The sequence below is a fragment of the Nodularia sp. LEGE 04288 genome (genome assembly GCF_963896525.1).
In the GTDB taxonomy this organism is placed as follows: domain Bacteria; phylum Cyanobacteriota; class Cyanobacteriia; order Cyanobacteriales; family Nostocaceae; genus Nodularia.
This window is the reverse complement of the sequence record NZ_CAWQOY010000111.1, coordinates 34676-56233: the sequence shown is the minus strand read 5'-3', so window position 1 is coordinate 56233 and position 21558 is coordinate 34676. Positions and strand designations below refer to the sequence as shown.

General features: G+C 41.7%; 19 protein-coding genes. 16 read left to right on the top strand and 3 right to left on the bottom strand.

What is annotated here, in order from left to right; all coding sequences use genetic code 11:
* A partial coding sequence (locus tag AACX33_RS13025; RefSeq protein ID WP_227789076.1) for a DUF4347 domain-containing protein occupies positions 1–3661 on the bottom strand: 3661 nt, incomplete at its 3' end.
* A 274-nt stretch (positions 3662–3935) separates the two neighbouring features.
* Between AACX33_RS13025 and AACX33_RS13020 the strand changes: the two genes are divergently transcribed.
* The 5 genes from AACX33_RS13020 (at position 3936) to AACX33_RS13000 (ending at position 9505) form a co-directional block, all read left to right on the top strand.
* On the top strand, positions 3936–4091 hold the full coding sequence (locus tag AACX33_RS13020) for a hypothetical protein (protein WP_193999611.1): 156 nt from the start codon (positions 3936–3938) through the stop codon (positions 4089–4091).
* A 291-nt stretch (positions 4092–4382) separates the two neighbouring features.
* Complete coding sequence (locus AACX33_RS13015; protein WP_193999613.1) at positions 4383–6248, top strand: ABC transporter ATP-binding protein; 1866 nt, start codon at positions 4383–4385, stop codon at positions 6246–6248.
* A 157-nt stretch (positions 6249–6405) separates the two neighbouring features.
* Complete coding sequence (locus AACX33_RS13010) at positions 6406–7923, top strand: AbgT family transporter (RefSeq protein ID WP_193999615.1); 1518 nt, start codon at positions 6406–6408, stop codon at positions 7921–7923.
* 38 nt (positions 7924–7961) lie between these two features.
* Positions 7962–8129, top strand: coding sequence for a DUF4089 domain-containing protein (locus tag AACX33_RS13005; RefSeq protein ID WP_193999617.1), 168 nt, complete (start codon positions 7962–7964; stop codon positions 8127–8129).
* Positions 8126–9505, top strand: a complete 1380-nt coding sequence (locus tag AACX33_RS13000) for an AtzE family amidohydrolase (protein ID WP_193999619.1) — start codon at positions 8126–8128, stop codon at positions 9503–9505. The genes AACX33_RS13005 and AACX33_RS13000 overlap by 4 nt, the downstream gene beginning before the upstream one ends.
* Before the next feature lie 140 nt (positions 9506–9645).
* On the opposite strand, the gene yidD is transcribed toward AACX33_RS13000, so the two are convergent.
* Complete coding sequence (gene yidD, locus AACX33_RS12995) at positions 9646–9891, bottom strand: membrane protein insertion efficiency factor YidD (RefSeq protein ID WP_193999621.1); 246 nt, start codon at positions 9889–9891, stop codon at positions 9646–9648.
* Between the two features lie 63 nt (positions 9892–9954).
* On the opposite strand from yidD, the gene AACX33_RS12990 reads away from it, so the two are divergent.
* From AACX33_RS12990 to AACX33_RS12945, 10 genes are all read left to right on the top strand, one after another.
* Positions 9955–10668, top strand: a complete 714-nt coding sequence (locus AACX33_RS12990) for a diacylglycerol/polyprenol kinase family protein (protein ID WP_227789075.1) — start codon at positions 9955–9957, stop codon at positions 10666–10668.
* Positions 10669–11070: 402 nt separating this feature from the next.
* Positions 11071–11397, top strand: coding sequence for a CTB family bacteriocin (locus tag AACX33_RS12985; RefSeq protein WP_193999623.1), 327 nt, complete (start codon positions 11071–11073; stop codon positions 11395–11397).
* Positions 11398–11791: 394 nt separating this feature from the next.
* The gene (locus AACX33_RS12980) at positions 11792–12085 is read left to right on the top strand and encodes a CTB family bacteriocin (RefSeq protein ID WP_193999625.1); all 294 of its coding nucleotides are present in this window, start codon (positions 11792–11794) and stop codon (positions 12083–12085) included.
* A 443-nt stretch (positions 12086–12528) separates the two neighbouring features.
* On the top strand, positions 12529–12819 hold the full coding sequence (locus AACX33_RS12975; protein ID WP_193999627.1) for a CTB family bacteriocin: 291 nt from the start codon (positions 12529–12531) through the stop codon (positions 12817–12819).
* Between the two features lie 563 nt (positions 12820–13382).
* Positions 13383–14900, top strand: coding sequence for an HlyD family efflux transporter periplasmic adaptor subunit (locus AACX33_RS12970; protein WP_193999629.1), 1518 nt, complete (start codon positions 13383–13385; stop codon positions 14898–14900).
* A gap of 93 nt (positions 14901–14993) precedes the next feature.
* On the top strand, positions 14994–17162 hold the full coding sequence (locus AACX33_RS12965) for a peptidase domain-containing ABC transporter (RefSeq protein WP_193999631.1): 2169 nt from the start codon (positions 14994–14996) through the stop codon (positions 17160–17162).
* Between the two features lie 30 nt (positions 17163–17192).
* Entirely contained in the window at positions 17193–17504 is a 312-nt protein-coding gene (locus tag AACX33_RS12960; RefSeq protein ID WP_193999633.1) for a hypothetical protein, read from the top strand.
* A gap of 561 nt (positions 17505–18065) precedes the next feature.
* Positions 18066–18299: a hypothetical protein gene (locus AACX33_RS12955; protein WP_193999635.1), complete on the top strand. Its 234-nt coding sequence runs from the start codon at positions 18066–18068 to the stop codon at positions 18297–18299.
* A gap of 164 nt (positions 18300–18463) precedes the next feature.
* Positions 18464–18694: a hypothetical protein gene (locus tag AACX33_RS12950; protein ID WP_193999637.1), complete on the top strand. Its 231-nt coding sequence runs from the start codon at positions 18464–18466 to the stop codon at positions 18692–18694.
* Positions 18695–19203: 509 nt separating this feature from the next.
* Positions 19204–19419: a hypothetical protein gene (locus AACX33_RS12945; protein ID WP_193999639.1), complete on the top strand. Its 216-nt coding sequence runs from the start codon at positions 19204–19206 to the stop codon at positions 19417–19419.
* Positions 19420–19540: 121 nt separating this feature from the next.
* Here AACX33_RS12945 and AACX33_RS12940 read toward each other — a convergent pair whose 3' ends face one another.
* Positions 19541–20440: an alpha/beta fold hydrolase gene (locus AACX33_RS12940; RefSeq protein ID WP_193999641.1), complete on the bottom strand. Its 900-nt coding sequence runs from the start codon at positions 20438–20440 to the stop codon at positions 19541–19543.
* Between the two features lie 497 nt (positions 20441–20937).
* On the opposite strand from AACX33_RS12940, the gene AACX33_RS12935 reads away from it, so the two are divergent.
* Positions 20938–21492, top strand: coding sequence for a thioredoxin family protein (locus tag AACX33_RS12935; protein ID WP_193999643.1), 555 nt, complete (start codon positions 20938–20940; stop codon positions 21490–21492).
* Positions 21493–21558: the final 66 nt, after the last annotated feature.

Below are 21558 nucleotides of genomic sequence, written 5' to 3'. Positions count from 1 at the left end.
CGTTTCCTCTGATGCGATTATTCAGAGCGTTACCAGTACCATTGATAGCAGATGAGCCTTCTAAAGTTAGATTTTCTACGTTATTTCCTAATGTATAAGTGATGGTGCTGTAAACAATATCAGTTCCTTCACCAGCATTTTCTGTAATGGTATCTCCGGCATTATCAACAGAGTAGGCATCATCACCCACACCACCAATTAGGGTATCTGCACCTGCTTGACCATCAAGGAAGTCATTTCCAGCACCACCATTTAGAGTATTAGCAGCTGCGTTTCCTCTGATGCGATTATTCAGAGCGTTACCAGTACCATTGATAGCAGATGAGCCTTCTAAAGTTAGATTTTCTACGTTATTTCCTAATGTATAAGTGATGGTGCTGTAAACAATATCAGTTCCCTGATCAGCAATTTCGACGATGCTATCTCCGGCATTATCAACATAGTAAGAATCATTACCAGCACCACCAATCATGCTATCTGCACCTGCTTGACCATCAAGGAAGTCATTTCCAGCACCACCATTTAGAGTATTAGCAGCTGCGTTTCCTCTGATGCGATTATTCAGGTCGTTACCAGTGCCATTGATAGCAGATGTGCCTTCTAAAGTCAGGTTTTCTACGTTATTTCCTAATGTATAAGTGATGGTGCTGTAAACAATATCAGTTCCTTCACCAGCATTTTCTGTAATGGTATCTCCGACATTATCCACAGAGTAGGCATCATCACCCACACCACCAATCATGGTATCTGCACCTTCTTTACCTTCAAGGAAGTCATTTCCAGCACCACCATTCAAAGTATTAGCAGCTGCGTTTCCTCTGATGCGATTATTCAGAGCGTTACCAGTACCATTGATAGCAGTTGTGCCTTCTAAAGTCAGGTTTTCTAAGTTATTACTCAATGTATAAGTGACGGTGCTGTAAACAATATCAGTTCCCTGATCAGCAATTTCGACGATGCTATCTCCGACATTATCCACAGAGTAGGCATCATTACCAGCACCACCAATCATGGTATCTGCACCTTCTTTACCATTGAGGACATTATTACCATTGTTACCAGTGAGGGTATTATTTAAAGTATTACCAGTACCATTAATCGCAGTTGTGCCTTGTAAATTCAGGTTTTCTAGGTTATTTCCTAATGTGTAAGTAAGAGTGCTGAAAACTGTATCAGTTCCCTGACCAGCATTTTCTATGATGGTATCTCCTGCAATATCAACATAGTAGGAATCATTACCAGCACCACCAATCATGGTATCTGTACCTTCTTTACCATTGAGGACATTATTACCACTGTTACCAGTGAGGGTATTATTTAAAGTATTACCAGTACCATTGATAGCAGTTGTGCCTTCTAAAGTCAGGTTTTCGAGGTTGTTTCCTAATGTGTAAGTAAGAGTGCTGAAAACTGAATCAGTTCCCTGATCAGCATTTTCTGTGATGGTATCTCCGACATTATCAACATAGTAGGAATCATTACCAGCACCACCAGTCATGCTATCTGCACCTGTTCCTCCGTTCAGGGAATCATTTCCAGCACCACCAGTCATGCTATCTGCATCAGTTCCTCCGTTGAGGGAATCATTTCCATCACCACCATTGATGGTATCTGCACCTGTTCCTCCGTTGAGGGAATCATTTCCAGCACCACCATTCATAGTATCTGCACCTGTTCCTCCGTTCAGGTAATCATTGCCATCACCACCGGTTAAATCATCGTTTCCAGCACCTGCGTTAATCCAATCATCACCGCTAGTACCTACAAAGCTGATTTTGCCATTAAATCCACTTAAATCAAAGCGTTCAAATCCGATGATGGTTGTACCAGGAATATTAAATTGATTAGCATTATTGAGATTAATAGTAATGGCATTACCACTAGTTCCTCCGGTAATAATCAGAGTATCAATTTCTGTACCACCGTTCAAAGTATCGTTTTGTTGTAAATTGGCAAAGGTGCTAGTGATAATGTCGTATCCACCTTTAGCGTCTATGATATCTTGTTGGGCTGTGGTGGTGAATTTTTCGGCTGTTCCTAAGTTAGGGTTATTGGGGAGAATTGTACCGTTGATAAAATACTGTCCTAAACTGCCATAATCGGTGTAGCCAGTACCAAGAGGATCTCCTTTTCCGACACCATCAATGGCTAAATAATACGTTCCCGCAGCGACATTGGTTGTAATCGTAGCGGATAGTAGGTCGCTGGGATTGGATGATCCGATTAAATTACCACTAGCATCGTATAGTTCTGCTAAGATGTCTAGGTTTGGTGCGCGGGTAAAGGGATTCACGGTGAAGCTAATTGCACCAGCACCAGTATAAAAACTATAAAAATCAATATCTGTATTGCGCTCGATGATGCCATTACCACTTAGAGATGTACTAGTTGTGGTGAGTGGTTTGGCGGTAGCAATTGTATTACCAGTATCATCGTCTCGGTAGCCAAAACCGTTTCGGGTTGTAATAATGTGCAGATCATCTTGTTGATTATCAGCAGAAGCATACTCGCCTTGGCTCCATCCTCTTAGGTTCTTGCTGGACCCTCCCATGATTGATCCCCAGCCAGTTTCCCCAGTACCATGTCCTGAGTAGTATTCTTCGACAGGAGCTATTCTGCCATCATGTTTTAGTCCCAGAGTATGTCCTATTTCATGAGAGATAATGTTAGCTGTAGCTTGTTCGCTTTCAGACAGGTTATCACTAAAGAGAAAAGTGGGAGTATCAGTATTCCAGTTGAAAGAAGAGTAATATGCGATTCCGTTAATTGTACGAGATAACCAGTCACTGTTACCACCAATAACAACACGGATACCCCAACGAGTATCACCAGATCCACTATTAATCAGATCGTTGATATCTGTTGGTTCTTGGGTGGTGACATTAACATTAAACGGGATAAAATCCTCAACTACGCGCTGCCAAATATACTGGATTCTTTCCAGTTCGGCATTACTAAAAGATGCTGTATTGCCGTCAAAATCGAAAGCTGGGGTAACAATATCAGCCCCACCTGTCTCGTCTCTATTCCAGGGAGTATTACTGGTAGTATGTCCGTTGAAGTCTAAATAAATTGTATGTTTAGCTGTTGGTAAGCTGCTGAGGAAGAATGTCTGAGACAAATCTGATAAAATTGTTGTGGGTGCAAATACTCCCTGATAGGTGTTGAGGGTATCTGCACGAAAAACAAGAGAAGTCCCATTATTTTGCGGAAGATTAACTTCTAATTCCCAATTTCCCCCTAATGCTGCATTTCCGGTTTTTGTTGCTGAGGCGCTAATGGTTGCGTTTGTAATCTCATGTAACTTGCGAATAAATTCTTCTCCACCATCCCCCGCAGCAACATTACAACCATAGAGTAAAATGCTTTTGCTTTGCCAATGCTGCAACCAATCAGCATATTTACTGATGTTGTCTAAGTTCAGTTGACTATTACCTAAATACAAACATCCCGGTGAACCGTGTGAAACAATGTGAATGGTGGTAATTTGGGGATGTTGTTGGATAAATTCGGTAATTTCCGCAATTCCATTTTGATTGGGGGAAAGAATAACTGCTTCTACTCCTTCAACAACTCCCGTCTGTAGGGTTTGATAGTCAGAAATAGAGTCATCAATAAAGACCACTGTGGTGGTTTGATAGTGTAAAGACTTATTTAACATATGTATGATTTTTGCCCCTGATAACAGAGTGTAGTTTCTTACTGAGGTTGCTAGCAGCATTTTATAACCTATCAGATATGCTGCTAATACTAGTGTAACTTTGGTTTTATGGTTGGTCAATATTCAAGAATATGATCTACAGTTTGTCCAGAATCTATGGGTAATTGATGTCCTGGAGAAAACCCTACGAGTAATGTCAGAATTGCCTGAAATCTAGATAACATTAAATTCGGCGTGTTTATCATTCACAGAGTGCCAAGATCCTTCAATTGAAGTGAATGAGACAGATGCGATCGCCTATTCTGCGAGAGAATCAGTAGGGAAAAGTGCAGATGTAATTCTCGGTGGTGGCAATTTGGAAAGCAAAGTTTGGGAATTGATGGCGCTTCAGGTTGATCAATTCCTGGAAATTCAGACGGTGTATTTTTAACCCACATGAGATTTAAATCTGGTAGGGTCTATTTATGACGTTAGTTCTAACGCACTGAGAATCTAGGATGGTGCGTTGCGCTACGCGACAACACTACGAAAAAGGATCAGGAAGCTGATTGCACTAACTTGATTTGGTGAAATTGGGATAAGATTGGGTACAAAATATTGCTTTAGCGATGGGCGTTCGCGTAGCGTGTCCGCATGACTCAGCCCCGCCTTTGGCGATCGCAGATCAGAAGTATTGCTAAAATCCAATTAATTTGCCCTCAATCTTGATAACCTGATTCCTATGAAAGAAACTGTCCTAGAGGTTCGTAATCTACAAGTTGATTTTTCCAGTGATGGTAGCAGTGTCAAAGCTGTGGATGATATATCCTTTGAGATTAATCGTGGTGAAACTCTAGGTATAGTGGGGGAATCGGGTAGTGGTAAGTCGGTGACAGCATTGGCTGTGATGGGTTTGTTGCAAAGTCCGGGGAAAATTCGCGGTGGTGAGGTTTGCTTTCGTCCCCAGTCCCATAGTAAACCGATTAATTTGGTAGAATTGCCGACTGCACAAATGCAGCTACACCGAGGCGGCGATATCGCTATGATTTTTCAAGAACCGATGAGTTCGCTGAATCCGGTTTTTACTATTGGGTTTCAGATGGCTGAAGCGATTATGCAACATCAGAAGGTCTCGGAAACTGAAGCAAAACGTATTGCGATCGCACTTTTGCAAGAAGTCAAACTTCTACCTAGTGATGAAATTATACAACAGCAGTGTCTGGAAAATTCAGGTCAAGCAGATGGATTCAAGTTGGCTAGGTTAGTCAAGCAGCACAAAGCAGCTATCCTGGAACGTTACCCGCATCAACTTTCTGGAGGTCAGCTACAACGGGTGATGATTGCAATGGCGATTTCTTGTAATCCTTTGCTATTGATTGCTGATGAACCAACTACGGCTTTAGATGTGACTGTGCAAGCAACTATTATTGAGTTGTTGGCAGAATTGCAGCAAAGTCGTGATATGGCGATGATTTTTATTACCCACGACTTGGGACTAATTTCGGAAATTGCTGACCAAGTAGCGGTAATGTACAAAGGTCAAATTGTCGAATACGGTGCAGCCGCACAAATTTTTAATAGTCCTCAACATCCCTATACTAAGGGTTTAATAGCTTGTCGCCCTACACTCAACCGTCGTCCTCATAAATTGCTGACCGTTTCTGACTATATGAGTGTCGATTCAACGCCAACGGGTCAGGAAGTAATTCAAGCGAAAGAACCCCAGCGTCCCCCAGAAATCAGCCTTGAGGAAATATCTCAACGATGGGACAAGCTAAAGGATAAATCACCCTTATTAGAAATTCGTGACCTCCAGGTGGGTTTTCCGATCAAGGGCGTATTTGGGATCACAAAACGCTACAATATGGCGGTTAATCATGTTTCATTTGATGTCAAGCCAGGGGAAACACTCGGTTTGGTGGGAGAATCTGGTTGTGGTAAAACTACCTTGGGTAGAAGTTTGCTGCGATTAATTGAACCGATGGGTGGGGAAATTATTTTCGAGGGTCAAAATATTACTACCCTCAAAGGCGAAGCGTTGCAGAAGTTGCGGCGAGAAATGCAAATTGTTTTCCAAAATCCTTTTAGTTCCCTAGACCCCCGGATGAAAATTGGGGATGCAGTTATGGAACCGTTGATAATTCACTCTGTGGGAAAAACCAAGAAACAACGTCAAGACCGTGTAGTTGAACTTTTAGAACGGGTGGGTTTAGATGCAGATGCAATGTATCGCTATCCCCATCAGTTTTCTGGTGGTCAACGTCAACGGGTTTGTATTGCGCGGACTTTGGCTTTAAATCCCAAGTTTATTATCTGCGATGAGTCGGTTTCGGCTTTGGATGTGTCGGTACAGGCGCAGGTGTTAAATCTGCTGAAGGAATTGCAAGAAGAATTCCAACTGACTTATATCTTCATTTCTCATGATTTAAGTGTAGTCAAATTTATGAGCGATCGCATTTTAGTGATGAATCGTGGTCAAATTGTCGAACAAGGAACAGCCGAGAGTATTTACTTAGAACCCAAGGAAGAATATACACAAAAATTAATTGCTTCCATTCCTACTGGTAGTGCTGAACGGGTACGCGCTAGGCACTTACGGACATTGTAGGAATCCTATTATCGAACCGCCTTGGCGCTAGCCTCTCCCTTTGGGAGAAGTCGCCAAATTCGCCAAGAGAAGAAGGAAGGTGGTGAGAAAGTAGAGACGCATGGAACTTCTCTACAAGGGTTATGGGAAACTCATATTTAAATTCGGTCAATGTCTAATGAATCCTCAAAACAGTAAAAAATGGTTGGGAAATGCTTTAACCTTCATTGAATCTGTGGGGAATAAGCTTCCCGACCCACTGACACTATTTTGCCTATTATCCTTAATGGTAATTGTTGTTAGTGCGATCGCATCTGCTCTCAATCTCTCTGTTGTCCACCCCGGAAACGGTGAAACCATCGTTGCAGTATCTTTACTTACTCCTGAAGGTATCCGCCGCATTTTCACCTCTGCTGTGAAAAATTTTACTGACTTTCCCCCTCTGGGTGCTGTGCTGGTGGCTATGTTAGGCGTAGGCGTTGCCGAATACACTGGTTTACTTTCAGCATTACTACGCAAAATTGTATTAATTGCCCCTAGTAAATTTATCTGTCCCGTTGTCGTCTTTGCAGGTATCATGGCAAACATCGCTGCTGATGCGGGTTATGTGGTGCTTGTACCCCTGGGAGCAATTATCTTTTTAGGATTTCGACGGCATCCTTTAGCTGGTTTAGCTGCGGCTTTTGCGGGAGTGTCTGGTGGTTTTAGTGCAAATTTACTCATTAGCTCCCTTGACCCGTTGCTGGCTGGATTAACCCAAAGTGCAGTGGAATTAATTAATCCTAGTTATCAAGTCAATGCCACTGCTAATTATTATTTTATGGCAGTTTCGACATTTTTAATTACTCTAATTGGCTGGTTTGTTACCGAAAAAATTGTTGAACCGAGATTGGGTAATTATGCAGGCGAAGTTGATTTTCAAATGGCAGAAATCAGCGTAGCTGAAAATAAAGGTTTACGCTGGGCTGGTTATGCTTTATTAGCATTTATTGCCTTTTTGTTGGTAATGGTTGTACCACCGCAAGGAATTTTACGACATCCAGAAACTTTCACAATTATTCCTTCACCTTTTCTGGATAGCATTGTGTTTATTATTGCCTTGGCTTTTCTAATTCCGGGAATTTTTTATGGCAAAGTGGCCGGAACTATTCACAATGATAAAGATGTTGCTAAAGCTTTGAGTAATTCCATGAGTGCTATGGGATATTATATTGTTTTGGCATTCATTGCGGCTCAATTTATTGCCTATTTTAGCTGGAGTAATTTAGGCGCGATTATGTCGATAAATGGGGCGAATTTTCTCAAGTCTACAGGTATTACTGGCGCACCATTACTAATATTATTTATTTTAGTCAGTATGCTGCTGAATTTATTTGTGGGTTCGGCTTCGGCAAAGTGGGCAATTATGGCTCCTGTGTTTGTGCCAATGTTTATGTTAATGGGTTATTCTCCTGAGTTAACTCAAGCTGCATATCGTATTGGGGATTCTACAACTAATATTGTTACGCCGTTGATGCCTTATTTTCCTTTGGTGGTGGCGTTTGGACAGAAGTATGATAAAAATTTAGGCATTGGGACGTTGATAGCTATGATGTTGCCTTATGCGATCGCCTTTTTGTTGGGGTGGTCTATGCTGTTAATTATCTGGTTTGTTTTGGGGTTACCCCTTGGCCCTGGGGCTTTGATGAGGATTTAACGAACCGCAGAGGCGCAGAGAACGCAGAGGAGGAGAAAATGAGGAGTTATGTTGAGGAGATGGCTTTGTTGTTGGGGTTACAGCTTGGGGATGAATATGTTGATGGGGTGGTGCAGAATTTTGAGAGAATTAAGGCGATCGCTCAATTAGTAAATGAGTTTCCTTTACCGGAGGAAGTTGAACCTGTATCTGTGTTTGCACCATGAATGATGCTGTCTCAATCGCTGCGGCTGTGCGTATAGGGGACGTTAGCGCGGTGGAAGTTACTCAGGCTGCTTTATTGCGAATTGCGGCGCAGAATCATCAACTCAATTGTTTTACGGCGATAACTGCGGAAACTGCTTTAATAGATGCAGCTAAAATTGACCAAGAAATCGCCCAAGGTAAAAATCCCGGTTTGTTGGCTGGTGTGCCTTTTGCGGTGAAAAATCTCTATGATATCGCTGGTTTAACAACTCTAGCCGGGTCGAAAATCAATGCCGAAAATCCCCCAGCTAGCCAAGACGCGACAGCCGTAGCGAAGTTAAAACAAGCGGGTGCGGTGCTGGTTGGGGCTTTAAATATGGATGAGTACGCCTATGGGTTTGTCACGGAAAACTCCCATTACGGTGCTACCCACAACCCCCACGATTTACAACGAATAGCTGGTGGTTCCTCTGGTGGTTCGGCTGCATCTGTATCGGCGGGTTTAGTTCCCTTGACGCTGGGTTCTGATACTAATGGTTCAATTCGGGTTCCGGCGGCTTTGTGTGGCGTGTTGGGCTTTAAACCCACCTATGGGCGCTTGTCTCGTGCTGGGGTAGCTTTATTTTCTAGCAGTCTTGACCATGTTGGCACTTTTGCCCGTTCGGTAAAGGATATTGCGATCGCTTTTGATCTGCTGCAAGGTGAAGATCAGCGTGATCCTGTTTGTACAAAGCGCTCTCCCGAATTATGTCTACCACAATTATATCAAGATATTTCTCAGATCAGAATGGCGATCGCATCTGATTATTTTACTCAAGGTGCATCACCAGAAGCCTTAGCCGCAGTGCAGAAAGTAGCAGAGGCTTTAAGTGTAACTGACTATGTAACTATACCAGAAGCCCACCGCGCCAGAGCAGCAGCCTTTGTAATTACCGCTAGTGAAGGGGCAAATCTGCATTTAGATCAGTTAAAGTCACGTCCCCAGGATTTTGATCCGGCTACACGCGATCGCTTTTTGGCAGGGGCATTAATACCGAGTAGTTGGTACATCCAAGCACAAAGGTTTAGAAGGTGGTATGGCGATCGCCTCCGCGAAATCTGGCAAAATGTAGATATAATTCTCGCCCCCACCACACCAATATCTGCACCGCTAATTGGTCAAAAAACCATGATTTTAGATAGTGAAGAAATTCTAGTGCGTCCTCATTTGGGATTATTCACACAACCATTATCTTTCATTGGCTTACCCGTTTTATCAGTCCCAGTTCAGCTTCCTGATAGTTTACCTTTGGGTGTGCAAATCATCGCTGCACCCTACAATGAAGCCTTAATTTTACGAGTTGCAGCTATATTAGAATCCCAAGGTGTGATTTCTGCAAAAATAGCTGGTAGCTAATAAATTGAATTCGGGAACACCAAAAAATAAATTACCCAAAAATTGTAGGGTGGGTTAGCGCAGCGTAACCCACCATTATCCTTAACTACAAATTAATTGGGGATTTTATTCCTTGGAAGTCCCTTATCCGAACTGGATATTTAGTCATGAGTATGATCGCAGCAATGCTTTTTCGCCTCTGGAACTGGATCATAACCACCAGGATGGAAAGGATGACAACGCAAAATCCGCCGAGTCGCCATCCAGCCACCGCGCCAGATCCCAAATCGCTCAATGGCTTCCATCGCATACATTGAACAAGTTGGTTGAAAGCGACAAGTCGGGGGAAACAGTGGCGAAATAAACATTCTGTAACCTTTAATCAACGAAATGAATAATACTTTCATCGCGATCGCCTAAAATCTTATAAATTAGTAATAAAGCTCAAAAATTTATATATTATAGTTTCTTTGTTATCTCCATCTCTCGATTTCACCTCAATTTCACCTTTGTGGCTGCAAATTACCGTAGTTGCAGTTTGGGTATCACTCATCCTCCTGGTCGCATGGGTAGTACATCGCTTTGCTCAGGGCGATCCCGAAATAGTCAGAAAAATAGTTCACATTGGCACTGGGAATGTAATTTTGCTGGCTTGGTGGCTCGATGTTCCGGCTAGTTTAGGGATTACAGCGTCCATTGTCGCCAGTGCCATCACCTTACTATCATACCGATTTCCCCTCCTTCCCGGTATTAATAGCGTGGGTAGGCAAAGTTTGGGAACCTTCTTTTATGCTGTCAGTATGGGCATTTTAATTGCCTGCTTCTGGCATATACAACAGCCCCAATACGCCGCTATCGGCATCATGGTGATGGCTTGGGGTGATGGGTTAGCAGCATTGATTGGGCAGCGTTTTGGTAAACATAAGTATCAAGTCTTGGGAGCGCAAAAAAGCTGGGAAGGCTCCTTGACGATGGCTTTAGTCAGTTATCTGATCAGTAGTTTAATTTTATTGAGTGTTGAAGGTAACATCTGGCAAACTTGGGTAATATCCCTAGCGATCGCTTTCGCTGCTACTAGCTTAGAAGCCATTTCATTTCTGGGTATTGATAATTTAACAGTTCCTTTAGGCAGTGCAGGCCTAGCATTTGTGTTAATTGATATCTTCTTGCACCATTCCCCATAACCGAATAGCACTAAGATAAGCTAAAACCTCGTCAGGGCAGGGTGTGGGAGGTGTGGGAGGTGTGGGCGTAGCCATATCTCAAAAGTGTCCACCTAACAAATGATGACAATAGTTAGTATTTTTCACAACCTTAATTTTTAGCAATTACAGTCAAGCGATCGCCAGGACAGATCATGCAAAACTCGATTATTTGATGACATAGCCGTAAAACCTGGAATATTGTCAGTTTATTTTCTCAAGGTATGAGTTTGGCAGCAAAAAAATTAGACTTTATATCTACTTTGAGGAGTAAATATACAACATTGATTTCTATCTAGGGATTTATGAATTCCTCACAAACAGTGCTTATAGTTAAGTTCTTAGGTGGTCACAAACCTATGTACGTAAGTGAGGCTAACAATCATGTCACATGAAATATTTGCATCAGAATTGTTTGTTACTTTATCTGATGATCAACAGGAGCTTTTAGCTGGTGGTGCTGACTTTGAACTGGCTGGTAGCAACTTCGGTCAAAAACGTGCCAACTTACAAGGAACAAGTAATGCCGGGCCAAATGGCAGCACTGCCAACTCTACAGGTGATGTTACAGCTATCAATACCGCTGCACAAGACTTGTTAGGATTTGGTGCGGACGAAATTCCTTCAATTGATGCCTTGGGTGCTGCACCAGTTCTTAACAGTGGTAGTGCTGGTGGTGCTGGTGGTGCTGGTGGTGAAGATGAAGGTTAATCAACTAAACCATTTAAAAGATTCCTACAGTTGATCCGAAAAGCTGATCTGTCACATTCAAGCGTTTCACCCATCTCAGTAGGAAATGGTGCATGGGGGTGATTCACCGAATCAGCAGGGCAATTTTGTATTCCTTCCCCTACCCAAAAACTGCAATTATGATCTCGAATAGCTGAACTATTGCAGAGATCAGCCTGGTTAGTTTTCCCAGGAACTTTGGTGGCGCTGAACTAATTAAGCACTTTGGGTTTCTTTTTCTCAGGCGTGGAAAGTAGGCTGAAATTCCAGAATTTTCTTGCCAGTTGATTTTGACTGCATAGGTCAGCAAAACTGCATCAACAAGTTAGGATCTGGAATCTGTTGTTTAAGAATTACGTAAATGAGGCTAACAATCATGACAGAGCATATCGTATCAGAATTCTGTGTCGCGTTATCCGACGAGCAACAAGAACTCGTAGCTGGTGGTGTTGACTTTGAACTAGCTGGAAGCAATTTTGCTAACAGACTGGCAAATTTACAAGGAACAGCCAATTCTGGCCCAGATGGTAGCACTGCCAACTCCACAGGTCAGTTGACAGCTGTTAACACTGCGGCACAAGATTTATTGGGATTTGGTGCAGAGGAAATTCCTGAAGTTGATGCTTTGGGCGGCGCACCAGTTCTCAACGCCACAGGTGGTGAGGAATAGACATCTGGTGACAAAGAATGTAGAGACATTCCATGAACGTCTCCATAAGGGTTCCAGATAAAGGATATTTAATTTTCACCAATCCGGTCTAGTAGTCTGTCAATTTCAAATTCACGGGTCAGCAAACTCTCAACATGACTTTGACAAAGTACTAGATAAATCTGCAATTGCTATCTGGAATAATTGATGATTGCACAAGTAACTGTGTTTATTGTCTCCAGCTGGCAGTGAATTATCTGGTTCCTGACTCAACATTTGCGCCAGAACGGATTCCAGAGCTTGAATGTGTGATTCATGTTTGCACAACTTGATTATTTAGCTGAATACTCAGGATAAACTGCATCCACAAGACAGTTTCTGGAATCCTTTATTGGAGAATTATCTAAATGAGACTAACAATCGCCAAATCACATTGGAGTAGATTGTCAGTGAGGCTAATAATTATGTCAGATCAAATCATCACATCCGATTGGTTTGCAGAGTTAGAATTGTCCGATAGACAGCAGGAGTTGCTGGTTGGTGGTGTTAACTATCAACTGAACGATAACAATTTCGCTCAAGGATCTGCAACAAAGAAAAACTCAAGTAATAATAGTCCAGAAGGAAACTCTTCTGAATTAAATACTCAGCTTGCTGATGTAAATTCTAATGCCACAAGTTTTTTGTCTAATGAACCTACAGAATTTCCGGCTCTTGCCAACTCGGAAGAACTAAATCAATTCAATACTGAGTAGAAATTTGGCAACATCAAGATTTACGTTTTCTGCCTCTATCTAAACTTTAGACATTAGCCTTGATTTTGCTGGACTATAAAAGTTTTCCTGTGGTTTATAAAATTTTTGGCGTTGCATCTGAAAAGGGGGGAGAGGAGATAGTTATCACTCGCTCAACGTAAGTGAGGTCTTTGAGAAAGTTTGAGCATTCTCCTCTGTTGTTTCTACGCGTTATCCACGTTAGATACATGAGAAAGGTGATTGCCGTACATAGCTGACTCCTTTCTCTATCCCCATTTTTAATTATATAACATCATAAACCATGTTGTTGGCTAAGGTTAGCATCATATGTTACAGTTTCAATTTTTGTCCCAATATTTGACAAGTTATTCATGGCTTTGCTGATGTCTTGATTCTCAATCTTTAAGGTAAATATTTCTATTTATGGAAGATTTGAAGGATATTTAGCCAATCAAAAATCTGAGCTTAGTCACTCGATGACGGCAACTTCAGATTCCTAATTAACAGACACGATCTGAAATAACCCGATTCATCTATCCAATTCAAACCCAAGGTACAGTACAGTGAACTCCTTTCCCCAACAAGATAACCATTTTTGGAATCGGTTTAACGAACCTACTCCAGAAGAACTGAGTTTAGTTGAACCTCACGAGTTTCTTCCCCGCATCAGTAAATGGACAAACATCGGCGCAGGAGTTCTGCTGATTACTTTTATGGCGGCGGCTGGACTCACATCTGTGTTTAATTACAATGTCACAGTCAAAGTTCCTGCGAGTATTAGACCAGAAGGAGAACTGGGAATTGTGCAGTCTGCGGTAATTGGAACAGTGCAGAAAATAGATGTGCAAGAAAATCAGCTAGTCAAACAAGGAGAACCCATTGCTTACATTGATGATTCCCGCCTGCAAAATCAAAAAAGCCAACTAGAAAACAGTATTGAGCAGAGTCAATTACAACTGCGCCAATTTGATGCTCAAATCGCTGAAATTGCTACTCAGATTGCGGCTCAAAGAACCTTAGCTAACCGGACAATCATTGCTGCACAAGCAGAACTCAGTGCGAGTCAACGCAACTATGAAGACCAGCAAAAGACGACAATGGCTGATCTGGCACAAGCCGAAGCTGCTTGGAATTTAGCGAGAATACAACGCGATCGCCTTCAACAGAATAACCTATTAACTGCAACAGTACAAGAAGCCGAAGTAGCTTTAAATGTAGCGAAAATGCAACGCGATCGATTACAGTCAGTAGTCGCATCCGGAGCAGTTTCTCGCAATTTATTTGAGGAAAAACAACAGGAGGTAAAATCCGCCCAGGCCAAGCTAGAACAAGCCAAAGCTAGCGCTCAGGACTTGATGTCAGAAAAAGAACAATCCTTGCAGATTGCCCAAATCCAACTCGAAAAAGCTCGCACCAGTATCAATCCTCATAATGCCGCTATCACCATAGCCTCAGAACGCATTAAACAAGAGCAAGCCAGTGGTGAATCGACCTTAGCCGCTTTAAACAGAGAACGAGAAACCCTACTGCAACAGCGTCTAGAACTAGAAAAACAAAGTATGCGATCGCGCAAAGAACTACAACAGGTAGAAACTGACCTGAATCAAACTATAATTCGATCGCCAATTACAGGTACAGTGCTGCAATTAAATCTGCGTCATCCTGGGCAAGTAGTAGAACCAAGTCAAGCTATTGCTCAGATTGCACCCGTCAATAGTCCAATGGTGATCAAAGCATTTGTCCCGCCTCAAGATATCGACAAAGTAAAACCTGGGCAAAAAGTACAGATGCAGGTTTCAGCTTGTCCCTATCCCAACTACGGTACTCTCCACGGGACAGTGAAAAATGTTGCACCAGATGCCCTCCCAATCGGAAATAACAGCGCCGAGCCTGGTGTTCCAGGTGCTACCCAGACAGTCGGCTATGAAACCACCATAGAAGCCGAAACCAATTATGTAGGTACAGACAATCATCAATGTTATATCCAAGCAGGAATGAAAGGTCGAGCTGATATTATTTCCCGACAGGAAACAGTACTGAATTTCATTCTCCGCAAAGCCCGATTAATCACAGATTTCTAAGCAACCCCCATCACAAAACTTAATTACGAATTACGAACTACGAATTACGAACTACGAATTACGAATTACGAATTACGAACTACGAATTAAATTATGTTTGGTTTAATCAAACTTCAAAAAACCTATCAATGCGTTTCACAGTTGAGCGAAGAAGATTGTGGAGCAGCTTGTCTGGCTTCTATTTGTAAACATTACGGCCGATTTTTAAGCATTAATCGCAGTCGAGAATCCGTAGGAACTGGACAACTAGGAACTACTTTATTAGGACTAAAACGTGGTTCTGAGAATTTGGGTTTTAATACTAGAGCAGTTAAAGCCTCGCCAGAAATTATCGACAGAATCACAGAAGTGCAGTTACCAGCCATTATCCATTGGCGCGGTTCTCACTGGGTGGTTTTATATAACCAGCAGGGCAAAAAGTATGTGATTGCTGACCCATCTGTGGGTATTCGTTATGTTAACCGCAAAGAGTTAACAGAGGCTTGGAATGGGGTAATGCTCTTACTGGAACCAGATCCAGACCGCTTTTTTGATCAGCCCCAAGACAAACCAATGGGTGGTTTCGGACGCTTTCTGAAGCGGATTTTGCCCTATCGTGGTTTGCTGACTCAGGTTTTAATGCTCAATGTTGCTTTGGGTGTACTCGCTTTGGGTTCTCCCATACTCATCCAAATTCTCACAGATGATGTTTTAGTGCGGGGAGATGTCCAGCTACTGACTGTTGTCGTCGCCGCAGTTGTAGTTATGACCTTATTTAGCAGCACTCTCCAATTATTGCAATCGACGATGATTGCTCACTTTGGTCAACGGCTGCAATTAGGGCTTGTTTTGGAATTTGGGCGCAAAATGCTCCAGTTACCTTTGAATTATTACGAAGCCCGCCGGAGTGGGGAAATCACTAGCCGATTACGAGATATCAATCATATTAACCAGTTGGTATCACAGATAGTTGTGCTTTTACCGAGTAAGTTTTTCATTGCAGTGATTTCCTTCTGCTTAATGCTGTTTTATAGTTGGAAACTCACATTAGCAGTTATCCTGGTCGGTGCTTTAATGACTTTATCAACTCTGCCTTTTTTACCTATTCTCCAACAAAAGACTCGCAGTCTTTTAGTCTTGGGGGCGGAAAATCAAGGTGTGTTAGTTGAAACCTTTAAGGGCGCACAGGTACTTAAAACTACGAACGCTGCACCCCAATTTTGGGAAGAATTTCAAAGTCGTTTTGGTCGTTTAGCTAATCTGACTTTTAGTACTGTGCAAATCGGAATTATCAACAATACTCTTTCTCGACTCCTTTCGACTATTGGTGGTGTAGCTTTATTGGGGTTTGGAAGTATCTTGGTGATTCAGGGAGAATTAAGTATCGGTCAAATGCTGGCTTTTAATGTGCTACAGGTGAATGTTCTGAGTTTAATTAATTCCTTAGTGGGTTTAGTAGATGAATATTTTCGCTCTCAAACAGCAGTTTCTCGGCTTTTAGAAGTGATTGATGCGACACCGGAAGTGGTGGGAGGGAGTGAAAAGCCTGTGGCGCAAATTTCCGGTAGTGCAGATATTCATTGTTCTCATCTGACATTTCACCACCCTGGTAGAGTGGACTTATTAGAAGATTTTTCCCTAAAGTTGCCTGGTGGTCAAGCGATCGCTTTGATTGGTAAATCTGGCTGTGGTAAAAGTACCTTAGCCAAACTGTTAGCAGGTTTATATCAGCCGAATTCTGGGAATATTCGCATTGGCTCGTTTAACCTCGATGACATCGCTCTCGATTGTCTGCGACAGCAAATTGTTTATGTCCCCCAAGAACCTCATTTCTGGAGTCGCACAATTTTAGAGAATTTCCGGTTAGGAACGCCCTATATCTCCTTTGAGGAAATTGTCAAAGCTTGCGAGATTGCGGATGCAGATAGCTTTATCAGTCAACTTCCCAGTAAGTATCAAACTGTGTTAGGCGAATTTGGGGCGAATCTCTCTGGTGGACAAAGACAAAGATTAGCGATCGCTAGAGGAATTATGACTAATCCACCTGTGCTAATTTTAGATGAAGCCACAGCCGGACTCGACCCAGTTAGTGAAGCTAGCGTTTTAGATGCAATTTTGGACTACCGCAAAGGTAAAACTACAGTTTTAATTACTCATCGTCCCAGCGTTGTCAAGCGAGCTGATTGGATTGTGATGTTAGAGAAAGGTGAAGTGCAATTAGAAGGTACTCCAGAAACTTTTCTGGCAGAAAAAGGAGAGCATCAAAAGTTTTTATCATTATGACAATTTACCCTGGTGTGAGCAAGTAAATTCATGTCTGAAAATCATACATCAAACAATTCATTTTTTTTGCAAAGTCTGACTGAAGCAGAGCAAGAAAGCCTAACTGGTGGGCAAGGGGAAGGTATACTAGGAACCAGTAATTTTTTGTTTCAGAAAACTGACATTCAAACTGAGGCAGACAATAATTTAAACCTTGCCAAAGATGAATCGGGTTCCCAAACTACTAAGTACAATTTGTCACAGATTACTATGGCATCATCTATAACGTTTGGATTACCAAATCCTAGTTCTAATAGTAATAGCATAAATGATTTTATAGCTAAAGTTATCAGTGGATTATAGGAATCCGGTTTGATTTATGAAAAAATTAAGTATTGTAGGGTGTGTTCAAAAATCAAATATTAGTCCTATAGTTTCTTGAATAATCTTAATATATTAGGACTTACGCAATAACTCTCTGAAACCTTCTTTCCTTTGTGTTCTTTGTGTCCTTCTCCCAAAGGGATAGGCTAGCGCCAATGCGGTTCGTTTTTTCATGATTTTGCGTAAGTCCTGTATATATATGGCAATTCGTCTAGTTTTCCTATTTTTATAATCAGCAAAAAAACTTAGCTTTTCAATTTTGCAAATTATCTGGAGAAAAATCAAATCTTCTCTCATTGCCAGGTAAACATTACTGGCTGAGATACTCGATTTTTTTAAGAAGTCGGGTATTTTTGTTCTTCTTTAGGATTGTTATTTATGAAAATAAACAAAGAGAAATAAACTTGCTTTCATGAGTCTAAAGAAATAAAATTTTTTGATATTTTTCTAACTTAAGAACAATTTAAATAATTGTCTAATAGTTAATAATAAAAACACAGGTGATTCCACACCTATATTAAGTAAGTGAGGCACAAAATTATGTCATTCCAAATCACCAAAACTGATTTGTTTGAAGAGTTATCCGCAGAACAACAAGAGCTTTTATCTGGCGGAGAAAATGGATTTGGTCAAGGAAATGGATTTGGCCAAGAAGATGGATTTGGCCAAGAAGATGGATTTGGCGGTTCTCAACCTAGTAATGGTGGCGATTCTCAAAGCCGTGTTCGCCGTATTCCCATCCGCTTGACCGGTATTCTTGAAGTTGTTAAATAATAATTGAGTATTACCATGATTTCAACTTCGCCATAGTCTTGTTTAATTAGCCAATATTTTTTACGGTATGAGGTAAAACTTAAACCGTAATTTCGCACCCACCCAGAAAAATTTCTGGTATGGGTGCTACCTAACATTTATGTCCTAGATTGAGGCAACAAATTATGTCACAACAAATCATTCAACCTGATTTATTTGTCGATTTATCCCCAGAGTCACAAGAACTGATATCTGGGGGTCAACAATTACAATTAGGTGGACAAACTAGACCTGATATTACCGTTATTGGTACTCTCATTGATTCTAGCGGTCAACGTATCCCTGTTCGGATTTTTGGCTTTGCTGCTGGACCACCTAGCGGCGGTGGCGGACCTTTTGGTGGTGGCGGTTTCTAATAGCGCCGGGGAAGAAGTCTCCGACTAATCATTAAATACCTTGAAACCTAACTAAACTATCCTTTCTTGTACAAAACAAATGAGATGCTCATCACCTTTCTCCTATGAGGAGAGAGGTTTTTTAAGTTATTTTGTATTTAATAAAATATGCTTTCAGATTTATTGTCTGCCTCTTCCTGAAGATGTAAATAATTATTTGATTTTATCAGCATATTTTTTGAACTGGAGTTAAAGACACTCCTGAAAATCAAGAATAAAATTCAAAATTCAGATTAAATTAATTGAAATTTAAGATCATGATTTTTTGCTCATGTTCAGGAAAACTTATATTTGAATTAAAACTAAATTCTGCATGAGTCAAAAGATGTATTTCTTAGGGTATTTATTTATAACTATGGGGCAATTTAATCATTAGAAAATACGTTTAGAAATAAAAGCACAGGTACAACACTTCCATATTTGTTTGAAGTATGTGTGTACCAGCTATGGACAAATTTGAGGTGAAAATTATGTCAGTTAAAGACCTTCAATCTGATTTGTTGATAGATTTATCCACAGAGGAACAGCAGCTTGCCTCTGGTGGCTACGGCTACGGTGGCTACGGTCGCGGCTGGGGAAGACCCGGTTTCGGTTACGGTGGCTGGGGTAGAGGTGGCTTCGGTCGAGGTGGCTGGGGTTACGGTGGCTTTGGTCGAGGTGGCTTTGGTCGAGGTGGCTGGTACTAGTAATGTGCCATTCGCCTATACTTACCTGACAGCTCAATTTAGGGAGTTGACGACATTAAAAAGCCTGCCCCCCGCAGGTTTTACGAAACGAAGCCCGTGGGGGCTTCGTTTTTTTGAATTGCTAATTAGAGGAATAGCGATCGCTCATCCAATCGAGTAAAATCGGATTGACTAACTCAGGTGCTTCATCTTGGGGGCAATGTCCCACCCCTTCCAAGGGGATAAACTTTAGCACTTGTGGGTAATTGGCTAGTTCTCTACCTAAATCTACTGGTTCCCAGGGGTCGGCTGTTCCCCAGAGAATAATGGCAGGACAAGGTAGCACAGGCAAAAGGTCTTCTGCTAGAGGCCCTGTAGAGTAAGAAGTAAAAGCCAGAAACACCGCTACCGCCCCTGGGTCTTTTGCTGGTGCTGTCAAAATATCAACCAACTCTTCTGTGACTATCTCTGCATTAGCGTAGGCTTGAAGCAAAATCTTTCGTACTGTTTTCGGTTGAGCAACTTGATTGAAAAAAAACTGACCCACTGGTTTGATAGATAATATCTTCTGGAGTATTGGCGCTCCGAAGCGACGCGACCAAGGTAGTGTTTCCCGTTTGCGGTCATGCAACAATCGTAAGGAACAGTTGATTAAGGCTACTCCTAAAGCTATATCCGGGTTGCTGACGGCTGCTTGTAATAACACAATACAGCCAATGGAATTTCCCACTAAAAAAGCAGGTTCCCCCACGACTTCCCGACAAAAGTCGGCTAACTGCTCTCCCCAAGTTTCCAATGTGTAATTAATTTCCCCTCCCGGTTGAGGTTTAGCAGAACCGCCAAAGCCAATTAAATCAATGGCATAAACGCGACAATTTTCTGCTAGCACGGGGATATTTTTCCGCCAGTGCCACCATGAGGCTCCAAAGCCATGCACGAGGACAACTGCGGGGCCATCAGTTCCTTGAGTCTGATAGCAGATGGGAAAACCTCGCCAAATCCAAGTTTTAGTGGAGGTAAATGTGTTTGTGGAAGTTGTCATCAGAACTTTATGAATATATGAATATGATTACCAAGAAAAAATACCTTTGTCCCTTGACTCAAAACTTATAATCCTGACAAATAGAAGATATCGGACTTCCATTTGATTGCGGAAAATCGAGCGGTTTTAAAACATCGGTTTCTCGCCTTTGACAAATCATTGAGGATTGCTATACTTGAAATTTTCGTAAGCCTTCAGGGGGATTTTGATATTATCTCTATGATACTTCACATTTCGTAATCTTGCCGTTTCCTTACCTGGATAGGGCGGAAGAGTTAAAGCTTCTGTTTTGCAAAAAAATGTTAAAATGTCATTTTGTATGATGTAATAGAATTAGTATCGTTAATAAATTCAGTAGTTTCACAATTTACGATAGCCAGATTGGTCTGTAAGATCATGGGATATCAATGATTGACTTAAGATTGGTTTGCACGCAAAAAAGTTACCCTAAATTTCAGATAAACTTTTTTGTTACTAGTTCCTTGCGACTATAGAAGATGAATATACTAGAAACAATTAACACACCTGTTGGTAGCTATGCACCTGATTTTGAGCTTCCAGGAATTGACAATCAAGTACACCATCTCAGCCGGTATTTAGAAAAGTTTCGTGCAGTTGGTGTGATTGCTATGTGCAACCACTGTCCTTATGTCAGCTTGTATCTAGAGAGATTAAAAAATATTCAAGCGGAATTTGCTCAACACGGCGTGACTCTGATTGGGATGAATTGTCGCATGACTACGCAAAACCTGAGCGCCAGCTTTGATGACATGAAAGCTTTTGCGGAACGTCACCAGTTGAATTTTCCTTATTTATGGGATTCAACCCAAGATGTGGCTCGGAGTTTTGGCGCTAGTAAAACGCCAATGGCTTTTCTGGTCGATCAGAATGGGATAGTCCAGTACAAAGGACAAATTGACAATTATCCCCAAGAACCATCATCTGGGGGAGAAGATTATCTCAGAAATGCGATCGCTTCTCTGTGCAGTAATCAAGCAATTAACCTAGCACAAACAGCAGCAGTCGGGACTTCATTGATTTGGCGAAACTAGACATATATCGTCGCGGTACTGCTATCTTAAATTGGAGGCAATTGCAACTTTTTTGATAAAGCGTAA